This is a genomic window from Hydrogenophaga sp. (assembly GCF_028698005.1).
Taxonomy (GTDB): domain Bacteria; phylum Pseudomonadota; class Gammaproteobacteria; order Burkholderiales; family Burkholderiaceae_C; genus Hydrogenophaga.
Map to the genome: position 1 here is coordinate 1 of NZ_JAQVEJ010000020.1, position 20028 is coordinate 20028.

Annotated in this window: 25 protein-coding genes and 1 tRNA gene; 17 read left to right on the forward strand and 9 right to left on the reverse strand. The window is 69.0% G+C overall.

The window, feature by feature from the left end; genetic code table 11:
* Positions 1 to 301: 301 nt before the first annotated feature.
* The gene (locus PHQ87_RS03710) at positions 302 to 736 is read right to left on the reverse strand and encodes a DUF1841 family protein (RefSeq protein WP_300231396.1); all 435 of its coding nucleotides are present in this window, start codon (positions 734 to 736) and stop codon (positions 302 to 304) included.
* Positions 737 to 841: 105 nt separating this feature from the next.
* Here PHQ87_RS03710 and pcaF point away from each other — a divergent pair, with 105 nt between their 5' ends.
* Entirely contained in the window at positions 842 to 2044 is a 1203-nt protein-coding gene (gene pcaF / locus PHQ87_RS03715; protein WP_300231398.1) for a 3-oxoadipyl-CoA thiolase, read from the forward strand.
* A gap of 45 nt (positions 2045 to 2089) precedes the next feature.
* Here pcaF and PHQ87_RS03720 read toward each other — a convergent pair whose 3' ends face one another.
* Positions 2090 to 2728: a trimeric intracellular cation channel family protein gene (locus PHQ87_RS03720; RefSeq protein WP_300231400.1), complete on the reverse strand. Its 639-nt coding sequence runs from the start codon at positions 2726 to 2728 to the stop codon at positions 2090 to 2092.
* 77 nt (positions 2729 to 2805) lie between these two features.
* On the opposite strand from PHQ87_RS03720, the gene PHQ87_RS03725 reads away from it, so the two are divergent.
* Both PHQ87_RS03725 and PHQ87_RS03730 read left to right on the forward strand, forming a co-directional pair.
* Entirely contained in the window at positions 2806 to 3423 is a 618-nt protein-coding gene (locus PHQ87_RS03725) for a ParA family protein (protein WP_300231464.1), read from the forward strand.
* Between the two features lie 52 nt (positions 3424 to 3475).
* Positions 3476 to 3931 (forward strand): MaoC family dehydratase, encoded by a 456-nt coding sequence (locus tag PHQ87_RS03730; RefSeq protein WP_300231403.1) that lies wholly within the window; start codon positions 3476 to 3478, stop codon positions 3929 to 3931.
* 2 nt (positions 3932 to 3933) lie between these two features.
* On the opposite strand, the gene PHQ87_RS03735 is transcribed toward PHQ87_RS03730, so the two are convergent.
* The 3 genes from PHQ87_RS03735 to PHQ87_RS03745 all read right to left on the reverse strand — a co-directional run bounded on the left by PHQ87_RS03735 (position 3934) and on the right by PHQ87_RS03745 (position 5484).
* Positions 3934 to 4257 carry a hypothetical protein gene (locus tag PHQ87_RS03735; protein ID WP_300231405.1) on the reverse strand — a complete coding sequence of 108 codons (324 nt, stop codon included), beginning with the start codon at positions 4255 to 4257 and terminating at the stop codon, positions 3934 to 3936.
* Positions 4258 to 4270: 13 nt separating this feature from the next.
* A complete protein-coding gene (locus PHQ87_RS03740) occupies positions 4271 to 4732 on the reverse strand; it encodes a tRNA (cytidine(34)-2'-O)-methyltransferase (protein ID WP_300231407.1) in 462 nt (153 codons plus the stop codon).
* Between the two features lie 71 nt (positions 4733 to 4803).
* Positions 4804 to 5484, reverse strand: coding sequence for a phosphoribosyltransferase family protein (locus PHQ87_RS03745; protein ID WP_300231409.1), 681 nt, complete (start codon positions 5482 to 5484; stop codon positions 4804 to 4806).
* A 47-nt stretch (positions 5485 to 5531) separates the two neighbouring features.
* Here PHQ87_RS03745 and PHQ87_RS03750 point away from each other — a divergent pair, with 47 nt between their 5' ends.
* From PHQ87_RS03750 to PHQ87_RS03780, 7 genes are all read left to right on the forward strand, one after another.
* A complete protein-coding gene (locus PHQ87_RS03750; protein WP_300231411.1) occupies positions 5532 to 6434 on the forward strand; it encodes a biotin synthase in 903 nt (300 codons plus the stop codon).
* A 285-nt stretch (positions 6435 to 6719) separates the two neighbouring features.
* Positions 6720 to 7919, forward strand: a complete 1200-nt coding sequence (gene coxB / locus PHQ87_RS03755) for a cytochrome c oxidase subunit II (RefSeq protein ID WP_300231467.1) — start codon at positions 6720 to 6722, stop codon at positions 7917 to 7919.
* 42 nt (positions 7920 to 7961) lie between these two features.
* A complete protein-coding gene (gene ctaD, locus PHQ87_RS03760) occupies positions 7962 to 9584 on the forward strand; it encodes a cytochrome c oxidase subunit I (RefSeq protein ID WP_300231413.1) in 1623 nt (540 codons plus the stop codon).
* A 10-nt stretch (positions 9585 to 9594) separates the two neighbouring features.
* Positions 9595 to 9705: a cytochrome oxidase small assembly protein gene (locus PHQ87_RS03765; protein WP_300231415.1), complete on the forward strand. Its 111-nt coding sequence runs from the start codon at positions 9595 to 9597 to the stop codon at positions 9703 to 9705.
* A 30-nt stretch (positions 9706 to 9735) separates the two neighbouring features.
* On the forward strand, positions 9736 to 10344 hold the full coding sequence (locus tag PHQ87_RS03770) for a cytochrome c oxidase assembly protein (protein WP_300231416.1): 609 nt from the start codon (positions 9736 to 9738) through the stop codon (positions 10342 to 10344).
* Positions 10344 to 10562: a DUF2970 domain-containing protein gene (locus PHQ87_RS03775; RefSeq protein WP_300231417.1), complete on the forward strand. Its 219-nt coding sequence runs from the start codon at positions 10344 to 10346 to the stop codon at positions 10560 to 10562. The genes PHQ87_RS03770 and PHQ87_RS03775 overlap by 1 nt, the downstream gene beginning before the upstream one ends.
* A 70-nt stretch (positions 10563 to 10632) precedes the next feature.
* Positions 10633 to 11517 carry a cytochrome c oxidase subunit 3 gene (locus PHQ87_RS03780; RefSeq protein WP_300231419.1) on the forward strand — a complete coding sequence of 295 codons (885 nt, stop codon included), beginning with the start codon at positions 10633 to 10635 and terminating at the stop codon, positions 11515 to 11517.
* A 69-nt stretch (positions 11518 to 11586) separates the two neighbouring features.
* On the opposite strand, the gene PHQ87_RS03785 is transcribed toward PHQ87_RS03780, so the two are convergent.
* On the reverse strand, positions 11587 to 11841 hold the full coding sequence (locus PHQ87_RS03785) for a twin transmembrane helix small protein (protein ID WP_300231422.1): 255 nt from the start codon (positions 11839 to 11841) through the stop codon (positions 11587 to 11589).
* A gap of 69 nt (positions 11842 to 11910) precedes the next feature.
* Between PHQ87_RS03785 and PHQ87_RS03790 the strand changes: the two genes are divergently transcribed.
* Genes PHQ87_RS03790 through PHQ87_RS03810 form a run of 5 tightly spaced genes read left to right on the forward strand, consistent with a single transcriptional unit; the run spans position 11911 to position 16021 of the window.
* Entirely contained in the window at positions 11911 to 12663 is a 753-nt protein-coding gene (locus tag PHQ87_RS03790; RefSeq protein WP_300231424.1) for an SURF1 family protein, read from the forward strand.
* A complete protein-coding gene (locus PHQ87_RS03795; protein ID WP_300231426.1) occupies positions 12614 to 13333 on the forward strand; it encodes a hypothetical protein in 720 nt (239 codons plus the stop codon). Before PHQ87_RS03790 ends, PHQ87_RS03795 begins: the two co-directional genes overlap by 50 nt.
* A gap of 11 nt (positions 13334 to 13344) precedes the next feature.
* A complete protein-coding gene (locus tag PHQ87_RS03800; RefSeq protein WP_300231428.1) occupies positions 13345 to 14490 on the forward strand; it encodes a COX15/CtaA family protein in 1146 nt (381 codons plus the stop codon).
* Complete coding sequence (gene cyoE / locus PHQ87_RS03805; RefSeq protein WP_300231431.1) at positions 14487 to 15398, forward strand: heme o synthase; 912 nt, start codon at positions 14487 to 14489, stop codon at positions 15396 to 15398. Before PHQ87_RS03800 ends, cyoE begins: the two co-directional genes overlap by 4 nt.
* Positions 15399 to 15400: 2 nt before the next feature.
* Positions 15401 to 16021, forward strand: a complete 621-nt coding sequence (locus tag PHQ87_RS03810; protein WP_300231434.1) for an SCO family protein — start codon at positions 15401 to 15403, stop codon at positions 16019 to 16021.
* Between the two features lie 139 nt (positions 16022 to 16160).
* Here the strand turns inward: PHQ87_RS03810 and PHQ87_RS03815 are convergent, their stop codons facing one another.
* Together PHQ87_RS03815 and PHQ87_RS03820 are read right to left on the reverse strand one after the other, a co-directional pair.
* Complete coding sequence (locus tag PHQ87_RS03815) at positions 16161 to 17135, reverse strand: tripartite tricarboxylate transporter substrate binding protein (RefSeq protein ID WP_300231436.1); 975 nt, start codon at positions 17133 to 17135, stop codon at positions 16161 to 16163.
* A 22-nt stretch (positions 17136 to 17157) separates the two neighbouring features.
* The gene (locus PHQ87_RS03820) at positions 17158 to 18189 is read right to left on the reverse strand and encodes a CDP-6-deoxy-delta-3,4-glucoseen reductase (protein ID WP_300231438.1); all 1032 of its coding nucleotides are present in this window, start codon (positions 18187 to 18189) and stop codon (positions 17158 to 17160) included.
* Between the two features lie 67 nt (positions 18190 to 18256).
* On the opposite strand from PHQ87_RS03820, the gene PHQ87_RS03825 reads away from it, so the two are divergent.
* Together PHQ87_RS03825 and PHQ87_RS03830 are read left to right on the forward strand one after the other, a co-directional pair.
* A complete protein-coding gene (locus tag PHQ87_RS03825; RefSeq protein WP_300231440.1) occupies positions 18257 to 19189 on the forward strand; it encodes an SDR family oxidoreductase in 933 nt (310 codons plus the stop codon).
* 7 nt (positions 19190 to 19196) lie between these two features.
* Positions 19197 to 19874, forward strand: a complete 678-nt coding sequence (locus PHQ87_RS03830) for a glycoside hydrolase family protein (protein WP_300231442.1) — start codon at positions 19197 to 19199, stop codon at positions 19872 to 19874.
* A gap of 58 nt (positions 19875 to 19932) precedes the next feature.
* Here the strand turns inward: PHQ87_RS03830 and PHQ87_RS03835 are convergent.
* Positions 19933 to 20017, reverse strand: a tRNA-Leu gene (locus tag PHQ87_RS03835).
* Between the last annotated feature and the right edge of the window lie 11 nt (positions 20018 to 20028).

The following is a 20028-nucleotide window of genomic DNA, read 5'->3' on the forward strand; positions in this document are numbered from 1 at the left end:
CAACGGCATCATGGGCGCCGTGGCCAAGCAGTTCAACCCGACCGAAATGCGCGCACTGGCCCAGTACCTGAGCGCGCAGGACACGGAACTGAAGACGGTTCCGCAGTCGCGTTTCAAGTAACACCCCCCTGCGCCGCTGACGCGGCTTCCCCCCTCTCTGATGCGCCGCTGCGCGGCGCTGGGAGGGGGGACGGCACCGACGGCCCGGCGGAGCCGGTTCCGTGGTGCCTTGGAGCTTAAAAAAAACACGCGAGTGATCGCGTGTTTTTTTTTGGCATGTATGCCTATGCCTATGCCTGGCTCAGTCGCGCGTGGCGCGGCGGCGCACGGCGTCGATGTAGGCCTGGCCGTCGGGGGGGCGGCCGGCGCGCTGGCTTTCCCAGATCATGCGGCCCAGGCAGTCCATCACCTCGTGGTGGGCGGCGTGCAGGTCGCCACGGCGGGCGGCCAGCAGCTCCACCGCCTGCCGGATGCCGGGCGGCTGGTCGATGCTGCATTGCTCGCTGACCGACAGGTGCATCGACAGGTGCAGGAAGGGGTTGTCGGCGCCGCTGTTGTGTTCACCCATGCGCGCGAGGGCCGCGTCCACGTCGCTGAAATCGGCGTGGTATTCGGGGTGTTCAGCGATCCATTGGGCCGCCAGCAGCTCGATGGCCTCCATGGGCTGGGCCTGTTGCTGCTTGGCATAGACCGAGCAAAAGAAGCGGCGGACGTCGGCCTGTGAGGGTTGGAACATAAAAATGCATTATCCTGCATGTTGTGCCGCCAAGGTGGCAGCCGAAAACACCATTGTCGCGGGGCGGCCGGTGCCGCGCCCCCTACCCGATCAGGAGACCTCATCATGACCCAGGCTTTCATCTGCGATGCGATCCGCACGCCTTTCGGCCGCTACGGCGGCAGTCTTTCGGCGGTGCGTGCCGACGATCTGGGGGCGGTGCCGATCCAGGCGCTGATGGCGCGCAACCCGGGCGTGGACTGGGCGGCGGTGACCGACGTGATCTACGGCTGCGCCAACCAGGCGGGCGAAGACAACCGCAACGTGGCGCGCATGAGCGCGCTGCTGGCCGGGCTGCCGCTGGAGGTGCCCGGGGCCACCGTGAACCGCCTGTGCGGCTCGGGGCTGGACGCGGTGGGCACGGCCGCGCGCGCCATCAAGGCCGGCGAGGCCGGCCTGATGATCGCTGGCGGCGTGGAGAGCATGAGCCGCGCGCCCTTTGTGATGCCCAAGGCCGGGAGCGCCTTCAGCCGTGACAACGCGGTGTACGACACCACCATCGGCTGGCGTTTCGTCAACCGGCTGATGAAGGCGCAGTACGGGGTGGACTCGATGCCCGAGACGGCCGAGAACGTGGCCACGGACTACCGGATCGAGCGCGAGGCGCAGGACCGCATGGCGCTGGCCAGCCAGCAGCGGGCGAAGGCGGCGATCGAGGCCGGGCACCTGGCGCGCGAGATCTGCCCGGTGCGCATCCCGCAGAAAAAGGGCGAGGCCCTCGTCGTGGACACCGACGAGCACCCGCGCCAGACCACCCTGGACAAGCTGGCGGCGCTCAAGGGCGTGGTGCGGCCCGACGGCACGGTGACGGCGGGCAACGCCAGCGGGGTGAACGATGGTGCCTGTGCGCTGCTGCTGGCCAGCGAGGCCGAGGCGGCGCGGCACGGGCTGACGCCGCGTGCGCGTGTGGTGGGCATGGCCACGGCCGGCGTGGCGCCGCGCGTGATGGGCATCGGGCCGGCGCCGGCGACCGAGAAGGTGCTGGCGCTCACGGGCCTGACGCTGGCGCAACTGGACGTGATCGAGCTGAACGAGGCGTTTGCGGCGCAGGGGCTGGCGGTGCTGCGGCTGCTGGGCCTGGCGGACGACGACGAGCGCGTCAACGCCTGGGGCGGCGCGATTGCGCTGGGGCACCCGCTGGGCGCCTCGGGCGCGCGGCTGGCGACCACGGCGATCAACCGCCTGCACGCCACGGGCGGCCGTTACGCGCTGTGCACCATGTGCATCGGCGTCGGCCAGGGCATCGCCGTCGTGCTCGAGCGCGTGTAACTCACTGGATCCGGATCCGGATCCGGCGCCGGGCCGCCCCAAGCGCTATGTTTTCCAGGCAGGCAACTGCCAGTTGCGCCACAGCGCCAGCAGGCGCAGGCCGGCGGTGACGCTCACGCAGGTGACCAGCGCCACCCAGCCGGGCGCGCCGGACTGCCACAGACCGACATAGACCCAGCCGCCCACGAAGGCGCAGACGGCGTAGGGCCGGTGGTCGTTGAAGGCGGAGGGGATCTGGTTGCAGACCACGTCGCGCAGCACGCCGCCGAACACGCCGGTGATGATGCCCATGAGCACGGCCACCAGCAGGGGCAGGTCGAGCACCAGGGCCTCGTGCACGCCGGTGGCCGCGAACAGGCCCAGCCCGAGGGCGTCGGGCCACTGGATGGCACGCTCGGTCAGGGCGAAATGGTGGGATCGCAGAAACAGCATGGCCAGCACGCACAGGGTCAGCACGCCCCAGAGCAGTTCCACGTGGCGCACCCAGAAGAAGGGCCGCTGGTCCAGCAGCAGATCGCGCAGTGTGCCGCCGCCGAAGGCCGCCAGAAAACCGACGGCACAGACGCCGACGGCGTCCAGCCGCTTGCGCGCCGCTTCCAGGATGCCCGAGAGGGCAAAGGCGATGGTGCCGGCCAGCTCCACCAGCAGGCGCAGCGTTTCGCCCCAGAGTTGTACATGTTGCATGGGCCCCGATTGTCCACGGCCCGCCGGCCCGGCGCTAAGATTGGCGTTTGGGTCACTTCAGCGTCGAGGAGGTCGGTATGCCGGTGGTGGTGGTTGCCAATCCCAAGGGCGGCGTGGGCAAATCCACGCTGGCCACGAATGTGGCGGGCTACTGGGCCAGCCGGGGCCATGCCGTGATGTTCGGTGATGCCGACCGCCAGCAGTCCTCGCGCCTGTGGCTGACGCTGCGGCCGCCGCAGACCCCCCCGATCCGCAGTTGGGAGGTGGGCAGCGACTTCATCGCCCGCGCGCCGCGCGAGGTGTCGCACGTGGTGCTGGACACGCCGGCCGGTCTGAATGGCTGGCGCTTCAAGGATGTGCTGAAGCTGGCCGACAAGGTGCTGGTGCCGCTGCAGCCGAGCATCTTCGACATCTACGCCACGCGCGCCTTCCTCGATGAGCTGGCCGAGAGCAAGGGCGCGGCGGGTGTGGAGGTGGGCATCGTGGGCATGCGGGTGGACGAGCGCACCATCGCCGCCGACCAATTGCGCGAGTTCGTGTCCGGCCTGGGCTGGCCGGTGCTGGGCTTTTTGCGCGACACGCAGAACTACATCCACCTGGCCGCGCATGGGCTGACGCTGTTCGACGTCGCCCCCTCGCGCGTGGAGAAGGACCTGGCGCAGTGGCGGCCGATCTGCCGCTGGCTGGACGCCTGAGTGTCCCGCGGCCGACAGCGGCGGCGGGCGGGTGCTTGCTAGAGTGGGCGCCATGAAAACCTTCGAGACCCTGGCCGAGCTGGCCACCTGCGTGGGCCAGGACGTGGCCGTCAGCGACTGGCTGACGATCGACCAGGCGCGCATCGACCGCTTTGCCGAGGCGACGGGCGACCACCAGTGGATCCACGTCGATCCCGGGCGGGCCCGCACCGGCCCCTTCGGCACCACCATCGCGCATGGTTTTCTCACGCTGTCGCTGCTGCCCTGGTTCCTGGAGAACGCGCTGGCCGTGACCGAGGCGCGCATGGGCGTGAACTACGGCCTGAACCGGGTGCGCTTCACCGCGCCGGTGCCGGTGGACAGCCGGCTGCGCGGCCACCTGCATCTGCTGGGCGCCGAGGTGCTCGCTGACGGGGGCTGGCAGTTCACCTGGCGCCTGACGGTGGAGCGCGAGGGGGCCGAGCGCCCGGTGTGTGTGGCCGAATCGCTGGCGCGCCTGTACGCCTGAGTTCAGTCGATTTTTGACAGTTGGCGCGGTGCGACCAGGCCGTTGAACAGCGGCAGCATCTGGTTGATGCGCTCGGCCGCCACGCGCTGGTCGTGGTGCTGCGAAATCACCTGGTACGCGTCGTTGCGCAACAGCCACAGCTCCTGCGCATTGCGCGCTTTCTCGATGCGCCCCTGCAGCCGTGCGGCCTGGCTGCCGGTGCAGTCGTTCACGCAGTCGCGCAGGGCGTGGCGTATGCGCTGCAACTGCCGCAGCGACGAGCTCGGCTGCGGCGCCAGGCGGGCGTGCAGGGCGCGGCGGAACAGGCGGGCAACGGCGGACATCATATGTTTCATATTGTCACATGAAGCCGTTCTGCCGCCAGGCCTCGAACGCCACCACGGCCACGGCGTTGGAGAGGTTGAGGCTGCGCTGACCGGGGCGCATGGGCAGTTTCAGGTGCTGTCCGCCGGGAATGGCGGCGCGCACGGCCGGCGCCAGGCCCTGGCTTTCCGAGCCGAACACGAACCAGTCGCCCGGCCGGAAGTGCTGATCGTGGACCAGCGACCGGGCGCGGGTGGTGAGGGCGAAGATGCGTGCCGGATCGAGCTGCTCGCGCTCGCACAGCGCCTCCCAGGAGGGGTGGCAGCGCAGCGGGGCGTACTCGTGGTAGTCGAGGCCGGCGCGGCGCAGTTGCTTGTCGTCGAGGGAAAAGCCGAGCGGCTCGACCAGGTGCAACTGGCAGCCGGTGTTGGCGCACAGGCGGATCACGTTGCCCGTGTTGGGCGGGATTTCCGGGGCCACCAGGACGATATGGAACATGGCTTGCAGGCGGGTGCGGGGGCCGGCGGTCGGGCCGGCGCCCTGAAAGGACGCGCGATCATACTGCCTGCCTAGCCGGGGGTGGCCGCCACGACGGCGGCCCGCACCGAGGCGGCGCCGGCCTGGCGCAGGGCCCGGGCCGCGTGGCCCAGGGTGGCGCCGGTGGTGGTGACGTCGTCCACCAGCAGCACGTGCCGCCCCTGCAGCACCGGGCGCACCGGCGCCGGCACGGCAAAGGCACCGGACAGGTTGTGCAGCCGCTGCTGGCGCGGCAGGTGGTGCTGGTCGGGCCGGCCTTCGCAGCGCTGCAGCCCGAGCGCCAGGGCCTTGGGCCGCAGCCGGGGCTGCGCCCGCCCCCAGACGCGGATCAGCTCCCAGGCCTGGTTGAAGCCGCGCTCGGCCAGGCGCGAGCGGCTCAGGGGCACCGGCACGATGTGGTCGCAGCCGTCGGCCAGCGCCGCAAAACCGGGGGTGTCCAGCACCAGGTGGGCGAGGACCTCGGCCAGGCCGGGCTCGCGGCGGAACTTGAAGCGGCCGATGAGGCGGTCCCAGGGGTAGGCGTAGGCGACGGCTGCCAGGCAGGCATCGAGCGCCGGGGGCGGGGCAGGGGGCGGCGCCGGCGGACGCGCGAACAGGGCCAGGCAGGCCGGGCAGACCGTGGCCGCGGGCCAGCGGCCGCAGACCAGGCAGGTGGACGGCCAGGCCAGCCGTGGCCAGCGCCCGGGCCACCATGCGCGCCTGCATCCGTTCATGGCCGCCAATATACTGGTGGCCCTTTCCTCTTCGTGCGCCTGCCCTCGTGTCCGTCCCCCCTTCTGATGATGACCTGGTACCGGACCTGGATCCGGTGGCGGCGGCGCGCTGGCGCGCCCGCACGAGCGAGGTCAGCCCCTGGCTGCACGAAGAAGTGGCCCGGCGCATGGTCGAGCGCCTGCAGTGGTTTCGCCAGCCGCCGGCCAGTTGGCTGCACTGGGAGCCGGTCAATGGCGGCCTTCAGGCGCACCGGCTGCTGCGGGCGCAACTGCCCGGTGCCAGCCACCAGGTCTGGTCCGGGCAACTGGCGCACGCCCTGGCCCTGACCGGGGGCGGCGGCACGCGGGCGCGCTGGCACCCGGCGGCCTGGCTGGGCCGGGGCAAGACGCCGGCACCGGCGCCGCAGCCCACCGACATGCTGTGGGCCAACATGCTGCTGCACCAGGAGCCCCGGCCCCTGGCGCTGTTGCGGCGCTGGCAGCAACTGGTGCGGCCGCAGGGTTTTCTGATGTTCTCGTGCCTCGGGCCCGACAGCCTCGCGGGCCTGCGCGCGCTGTACGCGCGGCATGGCTGGCACGCGCCGGCGCACCCGTTCACCGACATGCACGACTGGGGTGACATGCTGGTGCAGGCCGGTTTTGCCGAGCCGGTGATGGACATGGAGCACATCGTGCTGACCTGGTCGTCGGCCGATGCGCTGCTGCAGGAGCTGCGCGGGCTGGGGCGCAACCTGCACGCCGCGCGCCCGGCGGGCCTGCGTGGCCGCGGCTGGCTGCGCCAGTTGCGGCAGGCGCTGGAAGACGAGCTGCCGCGCTCGGCGGACGGGCGCCTGCAACTGGTGTTCGAGATCGTGTACGGACACGCCTTCCAGGGCGAGCCGCGCCGCCGGGACCCGTCGCGGGTGTCGCTGGACGAGATGCGGACCATGCTGCGTCAGCGTCCTCGCTGAGGGCATTGGTGGCTGCCAGGAAGCCCTTAGGGGAAACCCGGGCACAGAGACCGCTACAATTGATATAGGTCAAACTTTTCAGGGAACCTTTTCTGCCACGCCGGCCAAGTCAGCCGGCGTTCTGTTGATGGCACCCGATGCCGCCTGGCACGGGCAAGGGCGCTTTGCCCGGACTCCGCCAGCGGGTGGTGTGGGTTATCCCTGAATGGCCCTGCGGGCAAAGTTTGTTCTAATTGGATTGATATAAATCAATACTTATATTTGAGGCGTACAACCGTGAGCACGATGAGAAAAACGGGGCAAACCCTGCGAGCCCGCCTGCATGCGCTGCGAGCCACCACGGGCGCGGCGGCCCTGACCGCCGGTGTCTGGCTGGAGGCGGCGGCACAGCAGGTCGGGGACCTGCCGGGCGGCCCGGCCGTCAACCAGCTGAACTTCCATCCGCCGGTCACCCGGATCGCCGAAGAGCAGCATTGGCTGCACTGGTTCATGCTCGCGATTTGCACGGCCATCTTCGTGCTGGTGTTCGGGGTCATGTTCTATTCGATCCTGAAGCACCGCCGCTCGGTCGGCCACCAGGCCAAGGAATTGCCCGAGCCGATCTGGGTGGAGCTGGGCTGGACCATCGTGCCGCTGCTGATCGTGATCGGCATGGCGCTGCCGGCCACCAAGGTGCTGGTGGCCCAGAAGGACACCACCAACGCCGACGTGACCATCAAGGCCACGGGCATGCAGTGGAAGTGGGGCTACGACTACATCAAGGGCGAGGGCGAGGGCATCGGCTTCCTCTCGACCCTGGACAACAGCCACCGCGTGATGTCCAACAGCGGCAAGCCCGAGGCGGTGGACGATTACCTGCTCAAGGTGGACAACCCGCTGGTGGTGCCGGTGGGCAAGAAGGTGCGCATCATCACCACCGCCACCGACGTGATCCATGCCTGGATGGTGCCGGCCTTCGGTGTCAAGCAGGATGCCATTCCCGGCTTCGTGCGCGACACCTGGTTCCGCGCCGAGAAGACGGGCGACTTCTATGGCCAGTGCGCCGAGCTGTGCGGCAAGGAGCACGCCTACATGCCGATCCACGTCAAGGTGCTGTCGGCCGAGGACTATTCGGCCTGGGTCGATGGCAAGCTCAAGGAAATGGCGGCGGCCGCCGATGACCCGAGCAAGGTCTGGGAGCTGGACGATCTGATCAAGCGCGGTGCTGCGGTGTATGCCGCCAACTGCGTGGCCTGCCACCAGGCCAACGGCAAGGGGACCGAAGCGTTCAAGCCGCTGGACGGCTCGGCCATCGTGACGGACGCCGACCACAGCAAGATGCTCAACGTGGTGCTCAACGGCGTCAGTGGCACGGCCATGATCGGCTGGAAGGACCAGTTGTCGCCGACCGAGATCGCCGCCGTGATCACCTACGCGAAAAATAGCTGGTCGAACCAGACGCAGCAGATCGTGCAGCCCGCCGAAGTGGTGGCCGCGCGTCAGTGACCGCACCCGACATCCGGAATTTGAGCATTTAAGGAAAACGACATGAGTGCAGTGCTTGACCACCACCACGCGCACGATCACGACCATGATCACCACCATGCGCCGTCGGGCTGGCGTCGCTGGGTGTTTGCGACCAACCACAAGGACATCGGTACCCTGTACCTGCTGTTCTCGTTCACCATGCTGATGGTGGGCGGCGTGCTGGCCCTGGGTATCCGGGCCGAGCTGTTCCAGCCCGGCCTGCAACTGGTGAACCCCGAGCTGTTCAACCAGTTGACCACCATGCACGGCATCATCATGGTGTTCGGCGCCATCATGCCGGCCTTCGTCGGCTTCGCCAACTGGATGATCCCGCTGCAGATCGGCGCCTCGGACATGGCGTTTGCGCGCATGAACAACTTCAGCTTCTGGCTGATGGTGCCGGCGGCGGTGATGATCATTGCCTCGTTCTTCATGCCCGGGGGCGCTCCGGCCGCGGGCTGGACGCTGTATGCGCCGCTGACGCTGCAGATGGGCCCGTCGATGGACGTGGGCATTTTCGCGATGCACATCCTGGGCGCCTCGTCCATCATGGGCTCGATCAACATCATCGTGACGGTGCTGAACATGCGCGCACCGGGCATGACGCTGATGAAGATGCCGATGTTCGCCTGGACCTGGCTGATCACCGCCTACCTGCTGATCGCGGTGATGCCCGTGCTGGCCGGCGCCATCACCATGACGCTGACCGACCGCCACTTCGGCACGAGCTTCTTCAACCCCGCCGGCGGCGGCGATCCGGTGATGTACCAGCACATCTTCTGGTTCTTCGGCCACCCCGAGGTGTACATCATGATCCTGCCGGCCTTCGGCATCGTCAGCCAGGTCGTGCCCGCCTTCGCGCGCAAGAAGCTGTTCGGCTACGCCTCGATGGTGTACGCCACCGGCTCCATCGCCATCCTGTCCTTCGTCGTGTGGGCGCACCACATGTTCACCACCGGCATGCCGGTGACGGGCCAGTTGTTCTTCATGTACGCGACGATGCTGATCTCGGTGCCCACGGGCGTGAAGATCTTCAACTGGGTCGCGACCATGTGGAAGGGCTCGATGACCTTCGAGACGCCCATGCTGTGGGCCGTGGGCTTCATCTTCGTGTTCACCATGGGCGGTTTCACCGGCCTGATGCTGGCGATGGCCCCGATCGACATCAACTTCCAGGACACCTACTACGTGGTGGCGCACTTCCACTACGTGCTGGTGGCCGGCTCGCTGTTCGCCATGTTCGCCGGCGCCTACTACTGGCTGCCCAAGTGGACGGGCGTGATGTACAGCGAGTTCCGCGGCAAGCTGCACTTCTGGTGGTCGATGATTTCGTTCAACGTCACCTTCTTCCCGATGCACTTCCTGGGTCTGGCCGGCATGCCGCGCCGCTATGCCGACTACCCGATGCAGTTCGCCGATTTCAACGCCCTGGCCTCGGTGGGTGCGTTCTTCTTCGGCTTCGCGCAGGTGTACTTCTTCCTGTTCGTGGTGCTGCCGGCCATGCGTGGCAAGGGCCAGCCGGCACCGCAGAAGCCCTGGGACGGCGCCGTCGGCCTGGAGTGGGAAGTGCCTTCGCCGGCGCCGCACCACACCTTCGAGAACCCGCCCAAGCTGGACGCCACCGCGACCCGCGTGATCGGCTGAGGTACCCGGCATGAACGAGGAACTGCGCCGCAAGAACGTCCGCCTGGGGCTGATCCTGGCCTCGGTGGCGGCGGCGTTCCTGATCGGTTTCGTGGCCAAGCTCGTGCTGCTGGGCGGCTGAGCGCAACGGTAGGGCAGGCGACGTCAGCTCATGGGAACGCAACGCGACAACTGGAAGATGGTCGGCAAGCTGGGCGTGATCACGCTCGGCATGTTCGGCTTCGGCTATGCGCTGGTGCCGATCTACAAGCACATCTGCGATGCCCTGGGCATCAATGTGCTGGCCATTTCCGAGCGGCAGATCCCGGGGCAATCGACCGCCGGCCCGCTGAAGAACACCCAGGTGGACCGCACGCGCACCATCACGGTCGAGTTCGACACCAATGTGCGCGGACCCTGGAAATTCAAGCCGGCGGTGCGCCACATCGAGGTGCATCCGGGCGAACTGGCCACGGTGATGTACGAGTTCGAGAACGTGCAGGACCGCACGATGGCGGCGCAGGCCATTCCCAGCTACGCGCCCAAGCAGTCTGCGGCGCACTTCAACAAGCTCGAATGCTTCTGCTTCAACCAGTACACGCTGGCGCCGGGCGAGCGCAAGGAGTGGCCGGTGGCCTTCGTGATCGATCCGAAGCTGCCCAAGGATGTGAACACCATCACGCTGTCGTACACGTTCTTCGAGGTCGGGGGCAAGACGCCCGCGGCGCCGACGGCCGCGCTCGACGCCGTACCGGCCAAGGGGCCTGAGGGAGCCGTCTGATGAACCCGCAGACACCACCGTCGGCGCCACCGCCCAAGGGCTCGATCCTGGCCACGGTCAGGGCCGTGCTGTGGGGCTTCCTGGGCATCCGCCGCAATGCGGACTACCAGAAGGACATCGCCCGGCTGAACCCGCTGCACGTGCTGGCGGTGGGGGCGGCACTGGGCCTGGCGTTCGTGCTGGTCCTGATCCTGATCGTCCTGTGGGTGACCGGCTGAACCGGTCGCCCCCGATACCCGTTTTCAACGCATTCAACACCATTACAAGCGAAAGCAATTAGGAGTGAACATGTCGTCAGCAAGTACCCACGGTTCGACGCCGTACTACTTCGTGCCAGGGTTGTCCCGCCACCCGGCGCTGGCCGCCTTCGGCCTGTTCTTCGTGATCCTGGGCGCGAGCCAGTGGGTCAATGGAGCGCAATGGGGCAAGTGGTCGCTGGCCTTCGGCCTGCTGTTCTGGCTGACGGTGCTGTTCCAGTGGTTCAGCGATGCCATCGGCGAGAGCGAATCGGGTCTGTACGGCCGCAAGATCGACACCTCGTTCCGCTGGAGCATGAGCTGGTTCATCTTCTCGGAGGTGATGTTCTTCGGCGCCTTCTTCACCGCCCTGTGGTGGGCGCGCGTGCAGGCCGTGCCGAACCTGGGCAACATCGAGAATGCGCTGATCTGGCCCGACTTCTCGGCCGTGTGGCCGAGCGTGCAGGCCGGTGCCACCGCCTCGCCGGCGGGCATCGTCGAGCCGTTCCAGACCGTCGGCCCGTTCTGGCTGCCGACCATCAACACGGCGCTGCTGCTGACCTCGGGCGTGACGCTGACCATCGCCCACCACGCGCTGCAGGCGGGCAACCGTGCCAAGACCATCGCCTTCATGTGGATGACGGTGCTGCTGGGTCTGGTGTTCCTGTTCGTGCAGGGTTATGAATACGCCCATGCCTATGCCGACCTGAACCTCAAGCTCAGCTCGGGCATCTTCGGCTCGACCTTCTTCATGCTGACGGGCTTCCACGGCTTCCACGTGTTCGTGGGCATGCTGATGCTGCTGTTCATCACCCTTCGCCTGCAGAAGGGCCACTTCACGCCGCAGCGCCACTTCGGCTTCGAGGGCGCCGCCTGGTACTGGCACTTCGTGGACGTGGTCTGGCTGGGTCTGTACATCCTGGTTTACTGGATGTAAGCGGCCGGCTTCTGGCAGACAAAGCGCCCCCCGGGGGCGCTTTTGTGTTTTGGGGTGGTCGCCGGGAGTTCAGTGCGCCACCGGCAGGCCGGTGGGCTGGATCCAGCCCAGAAAGTAGCTCACGAGTACGATGACGAACAGCAGCACCGACAGGCCCACGCGCCAGGCCAGCGCCCGCGCCATGCGGCCATTGGGCCGGGGCGGGGCGCTGCTGTCGCCCTCCTGCGGGTCTGGCTGCGCGCTGCCGCCGCGCATCATGAAGACCAGGGCAGCGCCCAGGCTGCCGATGATGCCGGCGAAGGCGACGATGACGAGGTATTTCATGGGCCTGATTATCGATCCGATGGTGCCCGCCCGGGCGGTGCCGGGGCACGCCGCGGCCGGGGCTCGGCCATGAGCACGGCGGCGGGGCGCGAACGCTCGCGCTGGCGCCAGCCGCGCGTGTGGGTGGTGACCCTGGCTGCGCTGCTGGCCATGGCGGTGACGGCGGCGCTGGGTTGCTGGCAACTGGACCGTGCGCGCCAGAAGCTCGATCGTGAGGCCGAGATCACGCGACAGATGGCGCTGCCGGTGCTCGATGGCGCGGCGTTGCTGGCCATGGCCGACCCGGCGCAGGTGCTGCACCGGGGGGCGGTGCTGCGCGGCACCTGGGTGCCGCGTGCCACCGTCTTTCTGGCCAACCGCGCGCTGCGCGGGCGGGCCGGCTTTCATGTCGTGACGCCGCTGCGGCTGAGTGGCAGCGACGCGACGGTGCTGGTGGTGCGCGGCTGGGCGCCGCGCGATGCGCAGGATCGCACCCGGGTGCCGCCGGTGCCCACACCCGCGGGCGAGGTGCAGGTGAGCGGGCGCCTGGCGCCGCCACCGTCGCGGTTATTCGAGCTCGGCGAGGAAGAGCCGGGACCGATCCGGCAGAATATCGCCATCGAGCCCTTTGCCCGGGAGACCGGGCTGGCCCTGCTCGACGTATCGCTGCTCCAGACCAGCGAGGCCGATGACGGCCTGCGGCGTGAGTGGCCCCGCGTGGCCGCCGATGTGCACAAGCACCATGGCTATGCGTTCCAGTGGTTCGGTTTGTGTGCCCTCGTGGGCCTTCTTTATGTCTGGTTCCAATTCATCCAACCCCGCCGGGTCCGGCGCGCGCGCTGACGAGCCGCTGACCCTGACGGTGCATTCGCTGCCGCTGCCCGAGGCCGCAGCGGCGGCCGACGAGGCGCGCACGCGCGCCGGCCGCTGGAAGATGCTGCTGATGCTGCTGGTGGCCGCGGCACCGGTGATCGCCTCGTACTTCACCTACTACGTGATCCGGCCCGAGGGGCGGCGCAACTACGGCGAGCTGATCGATCCGCAGCGGCCCCTGCCGGGCTGGACGGGCATCGACCAGGCGGGGCGCGAGGTGCCACTGACGGCGTTGCGCGACCAGTGGCTGCTGGTGAGCGTGGCCGATTCGGCCTGCGACGAGGCCTGCCGCCAGCACCTGTACCTGCAGCGCCAGTTGCGTGAGGGCCTGGGCAAGGACAAGGACCGCATGGACTGGGTCTGGCTGCGCACGGGTGGCGGTGAGGTGCCGCAGGACATCCGGGCCGCCCTGGCGAGCGCGCGCGTGCTGCAGGTGGACGAGGCGCAACTGGCCACCTGGCTGGCGCCCGCGCCGGGGCAGCGCCTGCAGGACCACCTGTACGTGGTGGACCCGATCGGCAACTGGATGATGCGCTTCCCGGCCAATGCCGACCCGAAGAAGATGCGCAGCGACCTGGGCCGGCTGCTGCGGGCCTCGGCGTTCTGGGACCAGCCCGGCCGCCTGGGCGGGGCTTCCTGAAGGGCCGGGCGATGGACGGCACGACGCTGTACGACTGGGCACCGGTGGCGCGCATGATGCTGCTGGGTGTGGTGCTGGCCCTGGGACCGCTGGCCTGGGTCTGGCTGCGCAACCGGCAGGCGGCGCCGGCGCGGCGCCTGCACGCGCTGACCCTGGTGACGCTGTTCCTGACCTTCGATCTGGTGCTGTTCGGCGCCTTCACGCGCCTGACGGATTCGGGTCTGGGCTGCCCGGACTGGCCGGGCTGCTATGGCAATGCCAGTCCGCTGGGCGCGCACGCCGACATCAGCGCGGCGCAAAGCGCCATGCCCACCGGACCGGTGACGCACGGCAAGGCCTGGATCGAGATGGTCCACCGCTACCTGGCCACGGGTGTGGGGGTGCTGATCATCGTGCTGACCGCGGTGAGTTGGGTGGAGCGGCGCCGGCTGGCGCTCTCGCCCTGGTGGCCGACGGCGACGCTGGCCTGGGTCTGCCTGCAGGGGGCCTTCGGGGCGCTGACCGTGACCATGAAGCTGTTTCCGGCCATCGTGACCCTGCACCTGCTGGGCGGGCTGGTGCTGCTGGCCCTGTTGCGGACGCAGGCGGTCTGGTATGGCGGGCCGCGGGCGGCGCTGACGCCGGGTCTGCGCGGCGCTGCCTGGGTGGTGTTCGCGCTGCTGTGGTGCCAGATTGCGCTGGGGGGCTGGGTGAGTACCAACTACGCCGTGCTGGCCTGCCGCGATTTTCCGCTGTGCCAGGGTAGCTGGTGGCCATCGATGGCCTTTGGCGAGGGCTTTGCGCTGTGGCGCGAGCTGGGCCAGACCCGGGGCGGTGCGGCGATTGCGTTCGAGGCGCTGACGGCGATCCACTACACGCACCGTCTGTTCGCCTATCTGGTGCTGGCGTGCCTGGCCTGGCTGGCCTGGCGGCTGCACCGGCACGAGAACACGCGCCGGGCCGCACGCTGGCTGGGCGGCATCGCGCTGTGGCAGTTGCTGACCGGCGTGTCCAACGTCGTGCTCGAATGGCCTTTGCTGGCCGCGGTGTCGCACACGGGCGGCGCGGCGGCCCTGGTGGTGGTGCTGACCGGTGTGCTGGCGGCCCGGCCGGGCCCCGCCGCTGCGCGGGCCACACCGCTGCCTGTTTCCTCCGTTTCCCGTCCGTCGTCCCCATGAGTACCGCCCTTCCTGCCGCGCCGCTGCCCTCAACCTGGCGCCAGTTCTATGCCCTGACCAAGCCCCGGGTGGTGCAGTTGATCGTCTTTTGCGCCCTGATCGGCATGGTGCTGGCGGTGCCCGGCGTGCCCGGCTGGAGCGACGTGGGCCGGGCCGCGCTGGCCTGCCTGGGCATCTGGCTGGTGGCGGGCGCGGCCGCGGCCTTCAACTGCGTGGTCGAGCAGCAGATCGACGCCAAGATGCGCCGCACCGCCTGGCGCCCGACGGCCAAGGGCGAGCTGAGCAACACGCAGACGCTGAGCTTTTCCGCCGCCCTGTGCGCGGCGGGGTCGCTGATCCTGTACGTCTGGGTCAACCCGCTGACCATGTGGCTGACCTTTGCCACCTTCGTCGGCTACGCCGTCATCTACACCGTGGTGCTCAAGCCGCTGACGCCGCAGAACATCGTGATCGGCGGCGCCTCGGGTGCCATGCCGCCGGTGCTGGGCTGGGCCGCGATGACGGGCGAGGTCTCGCCCGAGTCGCTGATCCTGTGCCTGATCATCTTCCTGTGGACGCCGCCGCATTTCTGGGCGCTGGCGCTGTACCGGGTGGAGGACTACCGCAAGTCGGGCCTGCCGATGCTGCCCGTGACGCACGGCTCGGCGTTCACGCGGCTGCAGATCCTGCTGTACACCCTGATCCTGTTCGCGGCCTGCCTGATACCCTTCATGCTGCGCATGAGCGGCTGGTTCTACCTGGTGGCGGCGGTGATCCTGAACCTGGGCTTCTGTGCCTACGCGGTGGCGCTGTGGCGCGAGTACTCCGACGCGCTGGCGCGCAAGACCTTCCGTTTTTCGCTGATCCACCTGTCACTGCTGTTTGCCGCACTGCTGATCGACCATTACCTGCCCAGGGGGGGCTTGTGACCATGACGACCACCAACGCCACGAATGCCCGCAACCGCCGCCACTGGCTGGGCCTGGCCCTGGGGGCCGGCCTGCTGCCGCTGCTGCCGGCCTGCTCGGCGCAGACCAGCTTCAATGGCATCGACATCACCGGGGCCGACTATGCCAGCGACTTCGACCTGCCGGACCAGCACGGGCGCCAGCGCACCCTGGCCGATTTCAGGGGCAAGGTGGTGGTGATCTTCTTTGGCTACACGCAGTGCCCGGACGTGTGCCCGACCTCGATGATCGAGATGGCCGAGGCCAGGCGGCTGCTGGGCGCCGACGGCGAGCGGCTGCAGGGCATCTTCATCAGCGTCGATCCGGAACGCGACACGCCCGAGATCATGCGCGAGTACATGGACAGCTTCGACCCCAGCTTTCTGGCCCTGCACGTGTCGGCCGAGGCGCTGCCCGAGCTGGCCAAGCGCTTTCGCATCGTTTACCAGAAGGTCGAGGGCCCGACCCCGACCAGCTACACCATGGACCACTCGGCCGGCAGCTACGTGTACGACACCCAGGGCCGTGTGCGCCTGTACGAACGCTACGGCAGCGGCGCCCAGGCCCTGGCCGACGACGTGAAAAAACTGCTGTCAGAAGGCTGAGCCCCACAGGTCAGAGCTGACACCAAACCGGGGCACCCACGGAACCGGCTCCGCCGGGCCGTCGGGTGCGTCCCCCCTTCCAGCGCCGCTCAGCGGCGCGCCAGAAAGGGGGGAAGCCGCCGAAGGCGGCGCAGGGGGGTTAGTCCACTTTCGCCCCGCTGATCTGCACCATCCGCTGGTACTTGCCGCGCTCGCGCTGCAGGAAGGCCGCGAATTGCGCCGGCGTGCTGGGCGCGGGCTCGGCCAGCAGCTTGGCGAACTTCTCTTTCACCTCGGGCGAGCGCAGGGCCTCGCCAAAGGCCGTGTTGAGGCGGGCGACCACGTCGTCGGGGGTGCCGGCGGGGGCGACCAGCCCCCACCAGGTGTCGATCTCGAAGCCCGGCAGGGTGGCGGCGATGGTCGGCACGCCGGGCAGGGCGGCGCTGGGCTGGGCGGTGGTGACGGCCAGGGCCACCAGCTTGCCGGCGCGGATGTTGGCCGCCGCCGAGGCCAGGTTGTCGATGTTGAAATCGACCTCGCCCGAGAGCAGCGCGAGCTGGGCCGGGTTGGCTCCGTTGTAGGGGATGTGCACGGCGAAGATGCCGGCCTGGTGCTTGAGCAGTTCGCCGGCCAGGTGACCGGCACTGCCGTTGCCGCCCGAGCCGTAGTTGAGCTTGCCCGGGTTGGCCTTGGCGTAGGCGATGAGGTCGGGCAGCGAACGGATCTTCAGGCGTTCGGCCGTCTGCGTGTTCATGACCAGCACGTTGGGCACGCGCAGCATCTGCGTGACGGGCGCGAAGTCCTTGTCCGGGTCGTAGGGCAGCTTGCTGAACAGCCAGGGGTTGATGCCGTGCGAGGCGGTGGTGGCGATGCCCAGCGTGTGGCCGTCGGGCGCGGCCTTGGCCGTGGCGCTGACGCCGATGTTGCCGCCGGCACCGGGCCGGTTCTCGATGATGACGGTGCCCAGCGAGCCCTTGACGGCCTCGGCCAGGATGCGCGCGGTGACGTCGATCGGGCCGCCGGCGCCGAAGGGCACGATGATGCGGGTGGTGCCGGCCTGGGCCAGCCCGAGGGCGGGCGTGGACAGGGCTGCGGCGGCGCCCAGGGCGCTGATGAACTGGCGGCGATCGATCATGAGGGTCTCCTTGGTGGGGGGCTTACTGTTTGTCCAGCGCGCTGGTGAAGGCATCGGCAAAGAACGCCTCTTCGGGCAGCCCGGCCTGGGTGATGTAGTCGTGCCGTGCCGATTCGACCACGATGGGGGCGCCGCAGGCGTACACCTCGTGGCCCGAGAGGTCGGGGTGGTCCTGCAGCACCGCCAGGTGAACGAAGCCGGTGCGGCCGGTCCAGCCGTCTTCGGGCAGGGCGTCGGAGACGACGGGGACGTAGGTGAGGTGGGGCATGGTCGCGGCCTGCTCGCGCACCCAGGCGTCCTGGTACAGATCGGCCGGGCGGCGGCCCCCCCAGTACAGCGTGGTGGGGCGTGTGATGCCGGCAAAGCGCATGTGTTCGATGATGGCCTTGACCGGCGCGAAACCGGTGCCCGAGGCCAGCAGGATGACGGGCTTGTCGCTGTCCTCGCGCAGGAAGAAGCTGCCGTAGGGGCCTTCGACGCGCAGGATCTCCTTTTCCTTCATGGCGCCGAACACGTGGTCGGTGAACTTGCCGCCGGGCATGTGGCGGATGTGCAACTCCACATGGGGGCCCTGGGCCTGCGTGTGCGGCGCGTTGGCCATGGAGTAGCTGCGCCGGTCGCCGTCGCGCAGGATGAACTCGACGTACTGGCCGGCGTGGTACTTGAAGGTGTCGGCGGCGGGCAGTTGCAACTGCAGCACGATCACGTCGTGCGAGGCGCGCGTCAGGCTGTTGACGCGCACCGGCATTTTCTTGATCGGGTAGGCGCCTTCCTCGGTGACCTGGCGCGACTCGATGACCACGTCGGACTGCGCGGTGCCGCAGCAGGTCAGGATGTAGCCGGCGGCTTCCTCCTCGGCGCTCAGCGCCTTGCTCTGGTGCGGGCCATGGGTGACCTGGCCCGAGACCAGCTTGCACTTGCACGAGCCGCAGGCGCCGTCCTTGCAACCGTAGGGCAGGCCGACGCCCTGGCGGATGCCCGCGGCCAGAATGGTTTCTTCGGGGGAGGAGGAGAAGCTGCGGCCGCTGGGCTCGACGGTGATCGTGAATGTCATACTGGCAGGTTGGTGGGGCGGTCCGCACGGGGCGGGCAAACCCAAATTGTCTCAAATCTGTTCCAGCATGGGTTTTCTTGGTGCATTGCCGGCGCGCTTCCGGCGTGAGCGGGTGCTGATCGTGGGTTGCGGCGACGTGGGCGGGCGCGTGGTGCGCGAGCTGGGCCACGGCCGGCGTGTGCAGGTGCTGGCCCTGACCTCCAGCCCCGCGCGGGTGGCGGCCTTGCGTGCGCAGGGCGTGCGGCCGCTGGTGGGCGACCTGGACCGGCCGGCCACGCTGGCGCGGCTGGCGGGCCTGGCCACACGGGTGCTGCACCTGGCGCCGCCGCCCTCGCAAGGCCTGCCGGACTGGCGGCAGGACCCGCGCACCCGTGCGCTGGTACGTGCGCTGGCGCGGCGCACCGCGCCGGCGACCTTCGTTTACGGCTCGACCAGCGGGGTCTATGGCGACCGCCAGGGGGCCTGGGTCGATGAGGCCTCGCCCCTGAGCCCGCAGACGCCGCGTGCCTGGCGCCGGGCCGATGCCGAGTCGCAGGTGCACTGGTACGGCCGGCGCCAGGGTGTGCGCACGACGGTGTTGCGCATCCCGGGCATCTATGCGCCCGACCGGCCCGGTGGCACGCCGCGCGAGCGCCTGCTGCGCGGCACGCCCGCGCTGCGTCCCGAGGACGATGTTTACACCAGCCACATCCATGCCGACGACCTGGCGCGGGCCTGCGCTCGGGCCCTGTGGCTGGCGCGGCCCCAGCGCAGCCTGCACGTGACCGACGACAGCCAGTTGCGCATGGGCGAGTACTTCGACCTCGCGGCCGACCTGTATGGCCTGCCACGGCCGCCGCGGGTGGCACGCGATGTCGCGCAGTCGGCGCTGCCGCTGTCGCTGTTGAGCTTCATGGGCGAGTCGCGCCGCCTGCGCAACGACCGGATGAAGCGCGAGCTGCGCCTGCGCCTGCGCTATCCCCAGGTGGCCGATGGATTGCGCGGCCCGCAGGCACAATAGACCGGCCATGTCGCCGCGCCTGCCGCCTCCTCACCGCCGTGTCACGGCCACCGCCCTGCTGGCGTGGGCGGCCCTGCCGCTGGGGGTGGTGGTGCTGGCTCTGGCGGCGCTGTGGTGGTGGCGACCGTCGCTGTTGCTGCCGGGCACGCGCGCCCTGGAGATGGAAGGGGGCGATCCGTACCTGCGGGCGCTGATGCGCACGATCTCGGCCAGTGAGTCGAACGTGCGGCGGCCCTACCATGTGCTGCACGGCGGCGGGTACGTGCAATCGCTGGCGCAGCACCCGAACCGCTGCGAGGCCATCGGCGCCGGCCCCAACCGGGGCAACTGCTCGACCGCGGCCGGGCGCTACCAATTGCTGTACAGCACCTGGCTCGAACTGGCGGCCCGGCACCACCCGCAGCGCACCCGCGACCCGCTCGATGCCACGCGCCTGAGCTTTGCCCCACCGTACCAGGATGTGGTCGTCCATGCCTGGCTGGCCGACCGCCGCGCCTGGGGCATGGACCTGTCGGCGCAGTTGCGCCAGGGCCGGGTGCGACAGGTGCTGCGGCGCCTGTCGGGCACCTGGACCAGCCTGGGCTACGGCATCGAGAGCAACCGCATGTCGGGCAAGCTGCCGCACCTGTACCAGGACCTGGTGCGCGAGGAACTGGCCGAGGCGGGCGCGGCCAGCCCACCATGACACCACGTCAGCCAGAAAAAAAACCGTCATGTCGTGGGGACATCACGGTTTTTTGCATTGGTGCCCAGGGTCGGACTCGAACCGACACGCCTTGCGGCGAGGGATTTTGAATCCCTTGCGTCTACCGATTTCGCCACCTGGGCAGGCAGGAAAG

Excerpts from the sequence above, each read along its gene's own strand:
- PHQ87_RS03710 (WP_300231396.1), bottom strand. The coding sequence starts at position 736 with ATGTTCCAACCCTCACAGGCCGACGTCCGCCGCTTCTTTTGCTCGGTC.
- pcaF (WP_300231398.1), top strand. The coding sequence starts at position 842 with ATGACCCAGGCTTTCATCTGCGATGCGATCCGCACGCCTTTCGGCCGC.
- PHQ87_RS03720 (WP_300231400.1), bottom strand. The coding sequence starts at position 2,728 with ATGCAACATGTACAACTCTGGGGCGAAACGCTGCGCCTGCTGGTGGAG.
- PHQ87_RS03725 (WP_300231464.1), top strand. The coding sequence starts at position 2,806 with ATGCCGGTGGTGGTGGTTGCCAATCCCAAGGGCGGCGTGGGCAAATCC.
- PHQ87_RS03730 (WP_300231403.1), top strand. The coding sequence starts at position 3,476 with ATGAAAACCTTCGAGACCCTGGCCGAGCTGGCCACCTGCGTGGGCCAG.
- PHQ87_RS03735 (WP_300231405.1), bottom strand. The coding sequence starts at position 4,257 with ATGATGTCCGCCGTTGCCCGCCTGTTCCGCCGCGCCCTGCACGCCCGC.
- PHQ87_RS03740 (WP_300231407.1), bottom strand. The coding sequence starts at position 4,732 with ATGTTCCATATCGTCCTGGTGGCCCCGGAAATCCCGCCCAACACGGGC.
- PHQ87_RS03745 (WP_300231409.1), bottom strand. The coding sequence starts at position 5,484 with ATGAACGGATGCAGGCGCGCATGGTGGCCCGGGCGCTGGCCACGGCTG.
- coxB (WP_300231467.1), top strand. The coding sequence starts at position 6,720 with ATGAGAAAAACGGGGCAAACCCTGCGAGCCCGCCTGCATGCGCTGCGA.
- ctaD (WP_300231413.1), top strand. The coding sequence starts at position 7,962 with ATGAGTGCAGTGCTTGACCACCACCACGCGCACGATCACGACCATGAT.
- PHQ87_RS03765 (WP_300231415.1), top strand. The coding sequence starts at position 9,595 with ATGAACGAGGAACTGCGCCGCAAGAACGTCCGCCTGGGGCTGATCCTG.
- PHQ87_RS03770 (WP_300231416.1), top strand. The coding sequence starts at position 9,736 with ATGGGAACGCAACGCGACAACTGGAAGATGGTCGGCAAGCTGGGCGTG.
- PHQ87_RS03775 (WP_300231417.1), top strand. The coding sequence starts at position 10,344 with ATGAACCCGCAGACACCACCGTCGGCGCCACCGCCCAAGGGCTCGATC.
- PHQ87_RS03780 (WP_300231419.1), top strand. The coding sequence starts at position 10,633 with ATGTCGTCAGCAAGTACCCACGGTTCGACGCCGTACTACTTCGTGCCA.
- PHQ87_RS03785 (WP_300231422.1), bottom strand. The coding sequence starts at position 11,841 with ATGAAATACCTCGTCATCGTCGCCTTCGCCGGCATCATCGGCAGCCTG.
- PHQ87_RS03790 (WP_300231424.1), top strand. The coding sequence starts at position 11,911 with ATGAGCACGGCGGCGGGGCGCGAACGCTCGCGCTGGCGCCAGCCGCGC.
- PHQ87_RS03795 (WP_300231426.1), top strand. The coding sequence starts at position 12,614 with ATGTCTGGTTCCAATTCATCCAACCCCGCCGGGTCCGGCGCGCGCGCT.
- PHQ87_RS03800 (WP_300231428.1), top strand. The coding sequence starts at position 13,345 with ATGGACGGCACGACGCTGTACGACTGGGCACCGGTGGCGCGCATGATG.
- cyoE (WP_300231431.1), top strand. The coding sequence starts at position 14,487 with ATGAGTACCGCCCTTCCTGCCGCGCCGCTGCCCTCAACCTGGCGCCAG.
- PHQ87_RS03810 (WP_300231434.1), top strand. The coding sequence starts at position 15,401 with ATGACGACCACCAACGCCACGAATGCCCGCAACCGCCGCCACTGGCTG.
- PHQ87_RS03815 (WP_300231436.1), bottom strand. The coding sequence starts at position 17,135 with ATGATCGATCGCCGCCAGTTCATCAGCGCCCTGGGCGCCGCCGCAGCC.
- PHQ87_RS03820 (WP_300231438.1), bottom strand. The coding sequence starts at position 18,189 with ATGACATTCACGATCACCGTCGAGCCCAGCGGCCGCAGCTTCTCCTCC.
- PHQ87_RS03825 (WP_300231440.1), top strand. The coding sequence starts at position 18,257 with ATGGGTTTTCTTGGTGCATTGCCGGCGCGCTTCCGGCGTGAGCGGGTG.
- PHQ87_RS03830 (WP_300231442.1), top strand. The coding sequence starts at position 19,197 with ATGTCGCCGCGCCTGCCGCCTCCTCACCGCCGTGTCACGGCCACCGCC.